Annotated in this window: 12 protein-coding genes and 1 tRNA gene; 4 read left to right on the top strand and 9 right to left on the bottom strand. The window is 63.8% G+C overall.

Annotated elements, in window-relative coordinates; all coding sequences use genetic code 11:
- Positions 1-56: 56 nt before the first annotated feature.
- The 4 genes from LQ788_RS17150 to LQ788_RS17165 all read right to left on the bottom strand — a co-directional run bounded on the left by LQ788_RS17150 (position 57) and on the right by LQ788_RS17165 (position 4,897).
- Entirely contained in the window at positions 57-2,468 is a 2,412-nt protein-coding gene (locus LQ788_RS17150) for an MMPL family transporter (RefSeq protein ID WP_231443071.1), read from the bottom strand.
- Between the two features lie 146 nt (positions 2,469-2,614).
- Entirely contained in the window at positions 2,615-3,181 is a 567-nt protein-coding gene (locus LQ788_RS17155) for an isochorismatase family protein (protein WP_231443073.1), read from the bottom strand.
- 30 nt (positions 3,182-3,211) lie between these two features.
- Entirely contained in the window at positions 3,212-3,700 is a 489-nt protein-coding gene (locus LQ788_RS17160; RefSeq protein ID WP_231443075.1) for a DoxX family protein, read from the bottom strand.
- A 54-nt stretch (positions 3,701-3,754) separates the two neighbouring features.
- Positions 3,755-4,897 carry a CPBP family intramembrane glutamic endopeptidase gene (locus LQ788_RS17165; RefSeq protein WP_231443077.1) on the bottom strand — a complete coding sequence of 381 codons (1,143 nt, stop codon included), beginning with the start codon at positions 4,895-4,897 and terminating at the stop codon, positions 3,755-3,757.
- A 297-nt stretch (positions 4,898-5,194) separates the two neighbouring features.
- On the opposite strand from LQ788_RS17165, the gene argG reads away from it, so the two are divergent.
- The 3 genes from argG (at position 5,195) to LQ788_RS17180 (ending at position 7,937) form a co-directional block, all read left to right on the top strand.
- Positions 5,195-6,616: an argininosuccinate synthase gene (argG, locus tag LQ788_RS17170; protein WP_069600939.1), complete on the top strand. Its 1,422-nt coding sequence runs from the start codon at positions 5,195-5,197 to the stop codon at positions 6,614-6,616.
- A 200-nt stretch (positions 6,617-6,816) separates the two neighbouring features.
- Positions 6,817-7,161, top strand: coding sequence for a hypothetical protein (locus LQ788_RS17175; protein WP_231443079.1), 345 nt, complete (start codon positions 6,817-6,819; stop codon positions 7,159-7,161).
- Positions 7,161-7,937 (top strand): DNA alkylation repair protein, encoded by a 777-nt coding sequence (locus LQ788_RS17180; protein ID WP_231443081.1) that lies wholly within the window; start codon positions 7,161-7,163, stop codon positions 7,935-7,937. The genes LQ788_RS17175 and LQ788_RS17180 overlap by 1 nt, the downstream gene beginning before the upstream one ends.
- Here the strand turns inward: LQ788_RS17180 and LQ788_RS17185 are convergent.
- The 3 genes from LQ788_RS17185 to LQ788_RS17195 all read right to left on the bottom strand — a co-directional run bounded on the left by LQ788_RS17185 (position 7,900) and on the right by LQ788_RS17195 (position 9,493).
- Positions 7,900-8,703 (bottom strand): alpha/beta fold hydrolase, encoded by an 804-nt coding sequence (locus tag LQ788_RS17185; RefSeq protein WP_231443083.1) that lies wholly within the window; start codon positions 8,701-8,703, stop codon positions 7,900-7,902. The genes LQ788_RS17180 and LQ788_RS17185 overlap by 38 nt on opposite strands.
- Positions 8,704-8,868: 165 nt before the next feature.
- Positions 8,869-8,941, bottom strand: a tRNA-Arg gene (locus LQ788_RS17190).
- Between the two features lie 165 nt (positions 8,942-9,106).
- Positions 9,107-9,493: a hypothetical protein gene (locus LQ788_RS17195; protein WP_231443085.1), complete on the bottom strand. Its 387-nt coding sequence runs from the start codon at positions 9,491-9,493 to the stop codon at positions 9,107-9,109.
- Between the two features lie 375 nt (positions 9,494-9,868).
- Between LQ788_RS17195 and LQ788_RS17200 the strand changes: the two genes are divergently transcribed.
- On the top strand, positions 9,869-11,701 hold the full coding sequence (locus tag LQ788_RS17200; RefSeq protein WP_231443087.1) for a phosphoenolpyruvate carboxykinase (GTP): 1,833 nt from the start codon (positions 9,869-9,871) through the stop codon (positions 11,699-11,701).
- 522 nt (positions 11,702-12,223) lie between these two features.
- Here the strand turns inward: LQ788_RS17200 and LQ788_RS17205 are convergent.
- Both LQ788_RS17205 and LQ788_RS17210 read right to left on the bottom strand, forming a co-directional pair.
- Positions 12,224-12,457 (bottom strand): hypothetical protein, encoded by a 234-nt coding sequence (locus LQ788_RS17205; protein ID WP_009882547.1) that lies wholly within the window; start codon positions 12,455-12,457, stop codon positions 12,224-12,226.
- Positions 12,454-13,848, bottom strand: a complete 1,395-nt coding sequence (locus tag LQ788_RS17210) for an inorganic phosphate transporter (RefSeq protein WP_231443089.1) — start codon at positions 13,846-13,848, stop codon at positions 12,454-12,456. Before LQ788_RS17210 ends, LQ788_RS17205 begins: the two co-directional genes overlap by 4 nt.
- Positions 13,849-13,962: the final 114 nt, after the last annotated feature.

The following is a 13,962-nucleotide window of genomic DNA, read 5'->3' on the forward strand; positions in this document are numbered from 1 at the left end:
TCGACGACCAGGCCCCGCTTGTGCCAACTGACTGCGTCAGCTTTCAGCAGCTCTGATCAGTGCCTACCGTGGCCCGCCGAGGCTGTGGCCTCGTCCCGGTCCGACTCGGCCAAGAGCGGGGTTCCCTGTGTCGAAGCGCCGTCGGCCTGAACTCCGTCGGTCTGTGCTTCGTCGGCGAGCACCTCGTCGGTCTGTCCTTCGTCGGCGTACTTGTACTCCGAGTGCGTGATCGCCTTGTTGGGCCACCACATCTTGTTGCCGACCAGGCTGATGATGGCCGGGACGATGACCGTGCGCACGAGGATGGTGTCGACGAGGACGCCGACGCCGACGATGAGTCCCAGCTGCCCCAGGACCATCAGCGGCAGCATGCCCAGCGCCGCGAACACTCCGGCCAGGACGATGCCGGCGCTGGTGATCACGCCGCCGGTGTGGCTGATGGCTTCGATCATTCCCTGGCGAGCACCGTGGACGACCGATTCCTTCTTCGCCCGGTGGGAGAGGAAGATCGAGTAGTCGATGCCCAGTGCCACGAGGAACAGGAACGCGAGGATCGGAACCTGAGCATCGAGGGCTGCCTGGCCGAACATCGCTCGGGACAGGAACGCGCCGAGGCCGATCGCCGCGGCCGAGGATGCGACGTTGACCACGAGCAGGGTTCCGGCCACAAGCGGTGCACGGAGGATGCCGAGCAGGATGATGAAGCTGATGGCCAGGATCATCGGCGCGATCGTCAGGAAGTCCTGAGCGTTGCCGTCACGGGCATCGAGTTCGGTGGCCGCCGCGCCGCCGACCTGCGCGTTCGCACCGTCGATCGCGTGGACGTCGGAGCGGATGTCCGTGATCAGGTCGAGGCCTGCGGGGCTGTCGGGTTCGTATTCGCCGGTGACCATGACCTTCGAGATCGAGGTGCCCTCGGCCGTCGTCTCGTCGATGACGTTGGCGCGCACGACCCCGTCGATGTCGGAAACGGAGTCTGCAACCTGATCGGCGTGGGCGGAGTCGGCCACGACCCAGATGGGCTGCGATTCGCCGGGTGGGAAGTGCTCGGACAGGACGTCGAGGCCCTGCGCCGATTCGGACTGCACGCGGAACTTCTCGGACTGGTCCAGTCCCACCGAGGTGCCGATGAGTCCCGTGGCCATGACACCGAGGATGACGATTCCGGCGCCGAGGTGGATGCCGGGCTTCTTGACCACGCGAGTCGCGATGGTCCTCCAGATGGAGGGCTTTGCAGCGGGCGTGGCTGCGGATGTGGCTGCGGTCGCTTCGTCAGCAGCCGTCTCGTCGGCGGCAGTTTCGTCGGTGGCGTCCTGCACCTTGGGGACGAAGGGCCAGAACACTCCCTTGCCGCAGATCGCGAGAACCGGTGGCAGTGCGAAGAGCACGGCGGCCGCGGCGATGATGAGTCCGACCGCTGCGGTGATGCCCAGTCCGCGGGTTCCCGGGATGACGGCGAAGACGAGGCTGAGCAGGGACAGGACGACCGTCAGGTTCGAGGCGAGTATCGTTGAGGCGGTGTGGGTCCAGGCCGACCTCAGTGCCAGACGGTGGTCTGATTCGCGGCCCAGTTCCTCCCGGTAGCGGGAGATGAACAGGAGCGCGTAGTTGGCTCCGGCGCCGAAGACGAGGACGCTGATGATGCCCGTGTCGAACTGCAGGTCAAGGACGTCACCGATGGCCCCGGTCACCGTGGAGGCGAGCCCGTCGGCGGTGCCGATGACGATCAGTGGCAGCAGCCACAGGATCGGCGAGCGGTAGGTGATGATGAGCAGCAAGGCGACGATGACGATGGTCACGATGAGGAGCGTGAAGTCCGCGCCGCCGAAGGCAGAGGCGATGTCGGCGCCGATCGCGGGTCCGCCGGTGACCAGGAGGGACATTCCGGAATCCTCGAGCGCACCGGCCTGCGAGTCATCGGCGATGAAGTCGCGAAGTCCGTCGACGGTCTCAGCGGTGTCGGAGTTGGTCAGTCCGACCTCGATGGGGACCATGAGCAGCGCGGCCTTGCCGTCCTCGCTCATGATCGGTCGGCTGGCCTGGGACGCATCGTCACCGGACACGGAGTCCGCTGCATCGGATGACTCGCCGTTCTGGCTCGAATCTCCGTTTTGGCTCGAGTCTCCGTTCTGGGTCGAATCGCCGTTCTGGCTCGAGTCGATGTAGTCCCCGAGCGTGCCACCGAGCTTGCCCAGTTCGGCCTGCTCATCCGAGCTCAGTGTCGAACCGTCTTCGTGGGAGGCGACGACCATGACCGACTGCTTGTCGGCGTCCGGGAACTTCTGCAGGAGCTGGGCGGCCTGGGTGGATTCGGAGTCGGCCGGAGCTGATTCGTTGGCCCGGTCCTCGCCTGGTCCGGACAGGAGCCCGAAGAGGAGGGTGACGAGGATGACGATCCCGCCGAGGACGAACCACGAACCGCGCTTCGACACGAGTGTGTGCGCGCTTTTCGTCAGTGTTGTGTTCATGTCTCAAGCTCATCAATTTTCTGAGCTGGAAACATCGCCTAGGAGTTCAGACTAAATCTGCAACTTTCGATGGAGTAATGCCCCGGAACAACACCACGACACCCTCTGACCAGTGCAGATGTCCAGGATCCAGGTGGAGGTGCTGGCTAGGCGATGGAGGCGCCCGCCGCATCCATCTCGGCCAGGGCCAGTGTGGACGAGTCCTTGCCGACACCCGCGATGAGGTCCTGCAGAACGCGCACGGACCAACCGCCCTTGAGCGCGTCGAGGACCGTGGCGCGTACGCAATGATCGGTCGCGATTCCGACGACGTCCACCTCGGCGATGGTGAGCCTCGTCAGCAGATCGCCGAGGTGCTCCCCCGCGTCCGTCGTCCCTTGGAAGGCGGAGTAGTCGGGTGTGCCCCGGCCCTTGCGCACGTGGTCGGTGATGGCGTCGACGGAGAGCAGCGGGTCATACGCTGCACCCTCGCTGTCTGCGACGCAGTGGACTGGCCAGGTGTCGACGAAGTCGGGATCCTGGCTGAAGTGGCCGCCGTTGTCGCTGTCGGCATCATGCCAGTCGCGAGAGGCGATGATCGCGTCGTATTCGTCAGCGTGGGTGTCGACATAGCGCGTCACCTCTTCGGCAACACGGTCACCGCCGTTGACGCCGAGCGCCCCGCCCTCGGTGAAGTCGTTCTGGATGTCCACGATGAGAAGTGCCTTGCCCATACCTCGAGCATAGGCGCTTCTGCGCGAATATCAGCCCTGCTTCAGGGCTTTCTTCTGGGCCTGCTTCGCCGCTTTTGCTGCGGCTTTCTGTGCCGCCTTCTTGGCCGCCTGCTTGGTTGTCTGAGCGCCTGCGACGAGGAGGAGTCCGCCCAGCGCTGCGACGTTCTTCGAGAAGTGGGTCTTGTGTGCGGCGGCGTCTGCGCCGTCCATCTCCCAGAAGGAGTGACCGGCCAGAGTGGTCGGCACCAGGGAGCCGGCGAGGGCGAGCGCGGAGAGTCGTGGCTTGATGCCCAGCGCCAAGGTGGTGCCGGCCAGGAGCTGGAGCCCACCGTTGGCGCGGACCAGGAGTTCGTCGTCTTCGGGCAGAACCGGCACGTATTCGCGGATCGCATCGAGCGTCGGAGCGGCAGCAGCTACTCGCCCGCCGGGACTCGTCAGTGCCGAGTAGCCGCCGGTGATGAAGATCGGTGCGGTGAGTACGCGTCCTGCCGTCTGCAGCAACGATGATCCGAATGCCATGGAATTCTCCTTGAGGTTGGGGGTTTTGAGCCTAACCGACTGCCACCGTCAGCCTCAAAGCGCTTCGCCATGAGACGTCACGGTCGCGTTGGTCTCTGCCGATCCGCTGGGAGCAGCGACGAGCCGTGGCTGTTTGAATCCCAGCTCGGGCTGCCGACGGAACTGACCGGTGACGAGGAGGACGACGATGACGATCGCGGACACGATCCATCCGCTCACACCCAGGAAAGCCACAAGCGCCATGTCCGGTGCCTGCGCAGAACCATCGATGAAGAGTCCGAGCAGCATTCCAGCTGAACCGTTGAGTGCGGCATGCGCGGCGACGGCCGGCCAGACCGAGCCGGTGCGCAGCCGCAGCCAGCCGAAGAGGATTCCCACCATGACGCAGCCGCCGACCATGAACGCCAGACCCGTGATGTCGGGGCGAGCGAAGTTGTACCCGAGCAGGATCAGCGGTGCGTGCCACAGACCCCAGATCACTCCGACGATGAGCAGTGCCGGCCAGGTGCCCAGCGGTCGCAGGCTCGTCAGCAGCCAGCCGCGCCAACCGACTTCCTCGCCGAAGGCCACGGTGATATTGAACAGCGATCCCAACGCCATGATCGCCAGGTAGCCGACCACGGCCACGAGAACCGGGATCTCCTCCAACCCGGGCAGCTGTGCCAACTGCGCCTTGAACCCGGAGAGCCCGAGCAGATCAACCTGCATCCACCCGAACGCGGCACCCAGCAGATAGGCCACGGCGACCAGAACGAACACGCCGAAGAAGGCGAGTGCGGTCATCCCGAGCACCCGACCGAAGGGACGCAGCGGCCAGATACCCAGATACCGGACGATGCTGGACCGAGGCTCGCCGCTGCGCCGACGCTGGATGAGCATCGCCACGACCACCGCGATCAGCGGAGTGAACATCATGGCCATTCCCGAGACCTGCACGAGCATCACATTGCCGAGTCCCTCGCCGCTCAACCACAGCGGCAGGCACACGAGCCAGGCCAGGATCACCGCGACGGCGACGAAGACTGCGAACTCGAGCCACGGCACCTTCGCCGGCACGATCGCCAACGGTCTGCCTTTGGCATCCGTGCTCTCCCCCACCGATTCTCGCTCCGTCTCCCCCGCCGATTCTCTCGCCGAGGTGGCTGTGGGCTCCGTGCCCACGATGGCCTTGTCATTGCGATCCGTACCCGTGCTCACGGCTGCTCCTCATTTCCTGCGCCAGCGACCCTGCCCCAGCGCCTCGATTCTGCACCGATGCCGTTGTTCTGCCAACCCTGCGTTGCTCTTATGATCCAACCTACGTTGCCGCAGAGCACTGCACCTCCACCACGCGGATGAAATCGGCCTCACCCGCACGGCCGAGCGGCCCGAAACGAACCGCTCTCCACCGCCACCACCTCGGCGAGGGTCCGCCCGTTCCGCTTGTTCACATAAAAATACATATCTATGCATAACAATTCGACATGGGTTGTTCTGGCCGCTAAGCTGGACGGCATGTCGAAAGTATTGTCTTCGCTCCCTGTCGGTGAGCACGTTGGAATCGCCTTCTCCGGCGGACTGGATACGTCCTGCGCGGTCGCATGGATGCGCCACAAGGGCGCCATCCCCTGCACCTACACGGCCGATATCGGTCAGTATGACGAGCCCGACCTTGAATCGGTGACCGAACGTGCCAAGGAGTACGGCGCTGAGATCGCTCGCTTCGTCGATGCCAAGCGCCTCCTCGTCGAGGAGGGCTTCGTCGCTCTGCAGTGCGGTGCCTTCAACGTCCGCTCCGGCGGCAAGACCTACTTCAACACGACTCCCCTGGGTCGTGCGGTGACCGGAACGATGCTCGTGCGCGCCATGAAGGAAGACGGCGTCGACATCTGGGGCGACGGTTCGACCTACAAGGGCAACGACATCGAGCGCTTCTACCGCTACGGCCTCATGGCCAACCCGAAGCTGCGCATCTACAAGCCCTGGCTCGACGCGGACTTCGTCGAGGAGCTCGGCGGACGCCAGGAGATGAGCGAATGGCTCGTCGAGCACGGCTATCCCTATCGCGACTCCGCCGATAAGGCGTACTCCACCGATGCCAACATCTGGGGTGCGACCCACGAGGCGAAGAGCCTTGAGTTCCTTGATAACGGACTCGACATCGTCAATCCGATCATGGGCGTTGCCGCCTGGCGCGATGACGTCGAGGTCGCCACCGAAGAGGTCACCGTCGGATTCGAGGCCGGCCGCCCCGTGTCGATCAATGGTGAGAAGTTCGACGATCCCGTTGCCCTGGTCTTCAAGGCCAACGAGGTCGGTGGCCGGCACGGTCTCGGCGTCTCCGACCAGATCGAGAACCGCATCATTGAGGCCAAGTCGCGCGGCATCTACGAGGCCCCGGGCATGGCGCTGTTCCACATCACCTACGAGCGCCTGCTCAATGCCATCCACAACGAAGACACCATCGCGCTCTACCACGAAGAGGGTCGCCGTCTGGGTCGCCGGATGTACGAGGGACGCTGGTTGGATCCGCAGTCACTGATGCTGCGCGAATCGATGCAGCGCTGGGTCGCCTCGGCGATCACCGGCGAGGTCACCCTGCGCCTGCGCCGCGGTGACGACTACACGATCGTCAACACCCAGGGCCCCAACCTGTCTTACCACCCGGAGAAGCTGTCGATGGAGCGCGTGGGCGATGCCGCCTTCGGCCCCGAGGACCGGATCGGTCAGATGACCATGCGCAACCTCGACATCGCCGATTCGCGCGCCCGCCTCGAGCAGTACGCGGCCATGGGCATCGTCTCGGGCCCGACCTCGGAGCTCGTCGGGTCACTTGAGGCCGGTGGCGCCGAGGAGATCGCAAACTCGGGTGCCGATGTTGATGCCGCCAGCGACCTTGCAGGCCTGTCCGCAGCATTCGACGCCGGTACGGACTGATTCGGCACAGATAGCGGGGACACCGACGCCGAGCCACGCTCGATGATCAACGGTTGGCGCATTCGCTTCGATTTCACACGAGATTTCGAAGTGAATGCGCCAACCGTTTCGTCCATTCATCGCCGTCGCTGCGGCTGGAGCAGCTGGCGGAGCGGCCCCGCTGCATTGACCTGTGGGCCCTGCGTGCACAGACTGAGACGATGATCGAGATGAGGCCGGGCTTTCACATGCTGCCGACCGACCAGCTCAACGAGACGATTGCAGGTTGGTCCGGGGCTCGCTTCGATGTGCTGTGGCAGCCAGACGACGACACTGCTCTGCTTGGCCGAGGGTCACGGGCACTCGTCATGATCGAAGATGACACGACCGAACGACAGTTGGGCCCCGGACCGGTCGTCATCACTGATCAACTGCCATCGGACATCGAGTGGGCGATCGCCCCAGTGACCGTTCCCGCAGGAACCTATGCAGCCTGCCGAATCGGCGCTGACCCTCTGAGGTTCCTCATTCTCGACGAACCCACTGACGTCTTCGGAGACCGCTGATGTCTCCTGAGTCCCGTGCGCATTCCCTCGCCGAGGTGATCGAACGCGAACTGCGTGCTCATGGCTCTTCCGTACGCGCGGAGAAGGAACGGGCGTACCTCAAGAGTGAGCTCGTCCACTATGGCGTCGGCGTGCCCGACACTCGGGCTGTGGTGCGTGAGGCCCTGCGAGGAGCGGAGTTGGATCACGAAGTGGTCGTCGCGCTTGCCGAGGCGCTGTGGAACCCGGACCTCATCGGAATCGACGCTGCTGTCTTTGATCTCCGCAGTGCGGCCACGATGGTGCTCATCCAAGCGAAGGACCACCTCGGCGCCGGTGACAGTCTCTTCCTGGAACGACTGCTGCGGCAGGCACATACTTGGGCCCTTGTCGATCCCCTCGCAGGGGACGCTGTCGGTCCTCTTGCCGAATACGATCCGGAGTTCGATCCAGTGCTGGAACGCTGGGCCAGTGACGAGGATTTCTGGATCCGACGCTCTGCCCTGCTGGCCCACCTCAGGCCTCTGCGGGAGGGACGCGGAGACTTCGAGCGATTCACGCGATATGCCGACGCCATGCTCGAGGAGAAGGAGTTCTTCATCCGCAAGGCCATCGGGTGGGTGCTGCGTGACACGGCCCGCACACGGCCAGATATGGTCTTCAAGTGGATGCTGCCACGCGCCGATCGAGCCTCAGGTGTGACCATGCGCGAAGTGGTGAAACGTCTGTCCCCTGACCAGCGAGATGCACTGCTTGCGGCTAGAGAGACTTCGCGAAGTCGAGCAGGATCTCGTTGAACGCCTCGGGCTGTTCGATGTTGGCCGCATGCCCATCCTCAGGGATGCTAACCGAGGTGCCGATCGGGGCAAGACCGGCCGATGCGGCTGCGTGCGCTGCCGGCCAGTGCTCGCTTTCGGCTCCTGCGACGAAGAGCACGGGCACATCCGTCCCCTCGATCACGGGGCGCCAGTCGGCCTTGGCATGGTCGTTCAGCAGTGCGAGCTCTCCGCGGGTGAGTTTGCGGTCCACGCCCTTCATAGCCTTGAGCAGACGCAGCAGGCGCCTACCCCTCTTCCAGATGGGCGTGCCGTGTCCGGTCGGAGGGATTTCCTCGGCGAAGTAGGTCTCGGCGTTGGATTCGTCGAAGCCGTAGTATCCGTGGGACCAGTCGGCAGTGTTGAGCATCTTCGGCGTCTGGTCGACGATCGTGATTCCGGCAATGCGGTCGGCGCGAAATTGGGAGAGATAGGACCAGATGGTGCTGCCGCCCATCGACCCACCCACGAGAAGAACATCGTTAAGGGCCAATGCCTCCAGGACCTGCGCCACGTCCTGGCCGCGGCGCTCCATGGTCACTCCGGCTTGGGGATGTTCGGCGCTTCCGTGGCCGCGCAGATCGACACAGAACACCTGGTAACCCGCCTGCGTCAGCGGTCCGACCTGGTAGCGCCAGCTCGTCGCCGGTGCCTTGAACCCGGCCAGCAGTACTACCGGGCGTCCGGAGGAGTCTCCGGCTTGGGTGTATTCGAGACGGACACCGTCATCGGCAGTGATTGCGGCCATGGTCCAATCCTAGCGCCGAGCCAACTCGTACAGCCCGAGCGCTCAGACGATGGTGGTTGCTGCGCGAAGACAACGGCACTCACCACGCGAAGACGACGTCTCTGCGGGCAGGGATCGAAAAAGCCCCTCACCTTGCGTTTCCACTGGTGAGGGGCTTTCTAACTGTGCGCCACGAGGGATTCGAACCCCCAACCTTCTGATCCGTAGTCAGATGCTCTATCCGTTGAGCTAGTGGCGCATGTCGCTCGGACTCACGCCCTGCAACTCGAACAACTATACACACCGAATTCACTCAAGCTCAAATTCGAGCCGAGTGCGCTTCGCCACATTTGCGACTTCGGCTGAGTGGAGCCGCGCGCGCCTCGATGACAGTCGGCGGCCCCACTCGACAGCAGCGTGCAGACTATCGCTGCGCGGGCTCCGTCTGTGCCGAATTCTTCCACCGACGTGCGGCAATGAAGGACCGGACACCCATGACGACGTAGATGATGAGCAGCACGAAGGTGATGATGCTGGTGATCACGGCGGCGGGCCGTTCGGCCTCACCGGCGATGAGTGCACCGATCTGCATGACGTTCATCGCGGTACCGAAGATGCCCAGGATCGCAACGACAAGGGCGATATGGATTCCGAGCTTCTGGTTCTTCAGGGCGATGAGGCCGCAGATCAGGATGACTGCACCCAGAATGGCCGGGATCAGCGCGGTCCAGCTGGCAAAGGCGGTAGCGACATAGGCGATGACACCGACGGCGATGAGGACGATGCCGAGTCCGATGGTGGTGCGGGGCATGATGCTCCTTATAGTTTCAGGTGAGGTCGAAATAGTTTCAGGTGAGGTCGAAGGCGCCAATACTGACGACGACTACCCCTAATTCTACAAGAGGTAGAAGTTAAGTCCACCTCTCACGAGAGCCGAGAACCACCTCGGCGAGGGAGCGGGGCCCGCTATTTTCACGATGGAACAGCTTTTGCAAGAAACAATCATCACTATGCAAATACACGTCAACGAAATGACGCATTCGCGTCTTTCGTGATGCCGTTGTGATCCAATGCACATCTTCGCGTGACTCAAAACCAGGATTTTCCGGGCCACCCGCGTCCTACGGTGGAGATGTACCAGCCGCCAGGCAGAACCCCGTAATCCCGATTGACCAGGAGACCACTCATGACTGTCCTCGACCATGACGTCGTCGCTGACCAGCTGAAGAACGCACCGACCGATAGCGAGTCGGTGCTCTCGTTCGTCAGCCGGGTCGCCGCCCTCACCACCCCCGACGACATCGTCTGGGTCGATGGTTCGGAAGAGCAGAAGGCCACAATCGCCGACCAGCTCGTCGAAGCCGGCACGATCGTTCGCCTGACCGGCACCAAGGACTCATTCTACGCGGCTTCCGACCCCGAGGATGTCGCCCGTGTGGAAGGCCGCACCTACATCTGCTCCGAAGAGGAGAAGGACGCCGGTGCGCTCAACAACTGGATGGCACCGGCCGAGATGAAGGAGACCCTCGAACCTCTCTTCACCGGTTCGATGCGCGGACGCACCATGTACGTCATCCCCTTCGTCATGGGACATGCTGAGGCAGACCAGCCGATGTTCGGCATCGAGGTCACCGACTCCCCCTACGTCGTGCTCTCCATGCTCGTCATGGCTCGCTCGGGCAAGAACGCCCTCGACGCGATCGTGGCCAACGGCGGCACCTTCGTCGAGTGTGTGCACTCCGTCGGCGCCCCGCTCGAGCCGGGTCAGGAAGATGTCGCTTGGCCATGCAACCCCACCAAGTACATCACCCACTTCCCCGAAGATCGCTCCATCTGGTCCTTCGGCTCCGGATACGGCGGCAACGCCCTGCTCGGCAAGAAGTGCTACGCGCTGCGCATCGCCTCGTCGATCGCCCGCGATGAGGGCTGGCTGGCCGAGCACATGCTCATCCTCAAGCTGACGAGCCCGGAGGGCGAGGTCAAGTACATCGCCGCCGCGTTCCCCTCGGCCTGCGGCAAGACCAACCTCGCCATGATCGAGCCCACCATTCCCGGCTGGAAGGCCGAGACCCTGGGTGATGACATCGCCTGGATGCGCTTCGGCGACGACGGTCAGCTCTACGCCGTCAACCCCGAGTTCGGCCTCTTCGGCGTCGCGCCGGGCACCGGCTACACCACCAACCCGACCGCGATGCGCGCCATCGAAGCTGGCGGCAACATCTTCACCAACGTCGCGCTGACCGACGACGGTGACGTGTGGTGGGAAGGCAAGACCGACGAGAAGCCGGCTCATCTCACCGACTGGCGCGGCAACGACTGGACCCCGGACTCGGAGACTCCAGCCGCTCACCCGAACTCGCGTTTCTGCACCCCGATCGCCAACGTCCCGACCCTGGCTCCCGAGTGGACCAACCCGAACGGTGTGCCGATCTCGGCCATCCTCTTCGGCGGTCGCCGTAAGACCACGATGCCGCTGGTGACCGAGACCAAGAGCTGGAACCACGGTGTGTTCATGGGATCGGTGCTCTCCTCGGAGACCACCGCGGCAGCCACCGGAGCCGTCGGCGTCGTTCGCCGTGACCCCATGGCCATGCGTCCCTTCATCGGCTACAACGTCGGTGACTACCTGCAGCACTGGCTCGACATCGGCAATACCGAGGGTGCCCAGCTGCCTAAGATCTTCTACGTCAACTGGTTCCGCCGCGATGACGACAACTCGTTCCTGTGGCCAGGATTCTCCGAGAACTCACGCGTTCTCAAGTGGGTTTTCGAGCGCGTGGCCGGCACCGCCGACGCAGCCGAATCCCCACTGGGCCTGACCCCTGTCGAGGGCGGGCTGGACACCGAGGGCCTCGATTTCACCGACGAGCAGCTGCGCAAAGCTCTCGCGATCAAGCCCGAGGAGTGGGAGACCGAGCTCGGACTCATCGAAGAATGGTACGAGCAGCTCGGAGATTCGGTTCCTGCCGAACTCCGCGCCGAGGTCGACAACCTGCGTGACCGTCTGGGCCTCGCCTGAGACAGTAAGACTCCAGTATTGAGTCTCTGAGCGACAGAGAATCCCCCAACCATCGCCGAGGTGGTTGGGGGATTTTCTTGTGCCGGGGCGCAGTGGCCATTGGGCTCAGTCCCCGAAGCGGGCAGCCAGTTGGCACTCGGACGATGTGCTGGGCAGAGGCCTGGATGAGGCTCCGGGCCAGTTGCCAATGCCAGAAATGCGTTACGTACCGGGAGCACCAATGCGCACCGCAGGAACCGTAGGACGAGATGGCCCGGGGAGGGCGTGCAGAGCTGACGGTTGTGATTGCAACGGACTGGGGTGATTGCGACTACCGGTGCTGGTTGCCGTTGCAGGAGGTGCCGTGAAAGTCAGAGACGCTCTCAATGACGGGATGTTCAGCCAGACGCTGTCGAGGGCTAGGCACCGTGGCGATCAGGCGCCGCGTCCAGCCCGGCAACAAACTCCGGACCTCACGTTCCGAGCCTCAGGCCCCGGGCCTGACGCCCCGAGCCTGAAACGCCGAGCCTGACGCCCCGAGCCCTACGCGCCGTGGAGGGCCGGGACAATGAGGTAGACGCCGACGAGCACGACGATGCTGCACACACCGAACACCGCCCAGTATCCGACCCGGAGCAGGGGCTTGCTCTGCCCCGCGGCAGCCAGGTCGACGTGCACGGCCCTCATTCGCACCGCGGTGGAGAAGAGCGTGATGACGACGATCGCTGACACCCAGGTCGCGACCGCAACGATGAGGAATGAGCTCCACTCGATCATTTCGTATCTCCCTTGTCTGCGCGGGACTCGTCGACATCGGTCTCCGCCGCTATACCGCGCACAGCGCTGGAGTCTGCGCCGGCAGCCGCATCGGAGCTGGAAGCAGCCCCGGAGTCTGTACCGACAGCGACGCCGGCGTCGGACTTCGCCTCTGCCTTGGCGGCCTGGCGCTGGTCACGGGCATCGATGCGCGCGGCACGTTTCATAGCAGCGCGTTTGCGGTTGCGGTCCTTGCGAATCTTGCGCTTGCGGCCGCGAATTCCGACTGCCTCGCCGACGGTGTCGAAGTTCGAGAGGTCTGTCTGCTTGGCCTTGAGTGAGCTGAGGAAGATCCAGAGGACGGCAATGACTGCAATGATCGTGTCGATGACGACCCCGACTGTGCCGAGGTGGGCGATGCCGGCAGCGACAGCGCCGACGATTCCCGCCGCCGGGATGGTGAACAGCCAACCAGAGGCAATGCGTCCGGCGGTGGACCACTGAACATCGGCGCCCTTGCGTCCCAGTCCCGAGCCGAGCACCGAGCCCGAGGCGACCTGCGTCGTCGACAGGGCGAAGCCCAGGTGCGACGAAGCGAGGATGGCAGCTGCGGTCGAGGTCTCGGCGGCCAGCCCCTGAGCGGGTTTGACGGTTGTGAGCTTCGTGCCCAGGGTATCGATGATTCGCCATCCGCCGACGTAGGTGCCCAAGGCGATCGCCAGCGCGCAGGTGGTGATGACCCAGAGGTGTGGACCGGTTCCGTGATCCTGCAGGTTCGCGGACACGAGCACGAGGGTGATGACTCCCATGGTCTTCTGAGCGTCATTGGTCCCGTGTGCCAGCGCCACGAGCGAGGAGCTGAAGATCTGACCGTATTTGAACGGCGCCCGGTGCGCAGTCTTACCCTCGCCGTTGCGGCGCGTGATGGAGTAGGCCAGTCGGGTGCAAAGATAAGCGCCCACACCGGCGATGATCGGGGCCGCGAGCGCGGGCAGGACCACCTTGGACAAGAACACGCCGAAGTCGACGGAGTTGAGACCGGCGCCGACGATTGCGGCACCGATCAAGCCACCGAACAGTGCGTGCGAGGACGATGACGGCAGGCCGAAGCGCCAGGTCGCCATGTTCCAGATGATCGCACCGATGAGACCGGCAAGGATGAAGTCCGGAGTGATCTGGACTCCCCCACCACCTTCTTTGATGATGCCCCCAGAGATGGTCTTGGCCACCTCGGTGGAGAGGAAGGCTCCGACGAGGTTGAGCAGCGCTGCCAGGGTGACCGCCGTCTTCGGCTTGATCGCGCCCGTGGCGATCGGTGTCGCCATCGCATTGGCTGTGTCGTGAAAGCCATTGGTGAAGTCAAAGAACAGTGCCAGTACGATGACCAGCACGACGACGAAGATGATTTCCACTAAGCGACCTTGAACGTAGACACAACTCGGACCGTGGATGATTTAGCTGACGGGCAGCGACCTCAATCTGCGAAAAGTCTACCGCCTATTTCCCCTTGTCTTCACTTACTGTTC

Origin of the sequence: Brevibacterium zhoupengii (genome assembly GCF_021117425.1) — a bacterium.
GTDB lineage: Bacteria > Actinomycetota > Actinomycetes > Actinomycetales > Brevibacteriaceae > Brevibacterium > Brevibacterium zhoupengii.

Coding starts and splice junctions, on each gene's coding strand:
- LQ788_RS17150 (WP_231443071.1), bottom strand. CDS start 2,468: ATGAACACAACACTGACGAAAAGCGCGCACACACTCGTGTCGAAGCGC.
- LQ788_RS17155 (WP_231443073.1), bottom strand. CDS start 3,181: ATGGGCAAGGCACTTCTCATCGTGGACATCCAGAACGACTTCACCGAG.
- LQ788_RS17160 (WP_231443075.1), bottom strand. CDS start 3,700: ATGGCATTCGGATCATCGTTGCTGCAGACGGCAGGACGCGTACTCACC.
- argG (WP_069600939.1), top strand. CDS start 5,195: ATGTCGAAAGTATTGTCTTCGCTCCCTGTCGGTGAGCACGTTGGAATC.
- LQ788_RS17175 (WP_231443079.1), top strand. CDS start 6,817: ATGATCGAGATGAGGCCGGGCTTTCACATGCTGCCGACCGACCAGCTC.
- LQ788_RS17180 (WP_231443081.1), top strand. CDS start 7,161: ATGTCTCCTGAGTCCCGTGCGCATTCCCTCGCCGAGGTGATCGAACGC.
- LQ788_RS17185 (WP_231443083.1), bottom strand. CDS start 8,703: ATGGCCGCAATCACTGCCGATGACGGTGTCCGTCTCGAATACACCCAA.
- LQ788_RS17195 (WP_231443085.1), bottom strand. CDS start 9,493: ATGCCCCGCACCACCATCGGACTCGGCATCGTCCTCATCGCCGTCGGT.
- LQ788_RS17200 (WP_231443087.1), top strand. CDS start 9,869: ATGACTGTCCTCGACCATGACGTCGTCGCTGACCAGCTGAAGAACGCA.
- LQ788_RS17205 (WP_009882547.1), bottom strand. CDS start 12,457: ATGATCGAGTGGAGCTCATTCCTCATCGTTGCGGTCGCGACCTGGGTG.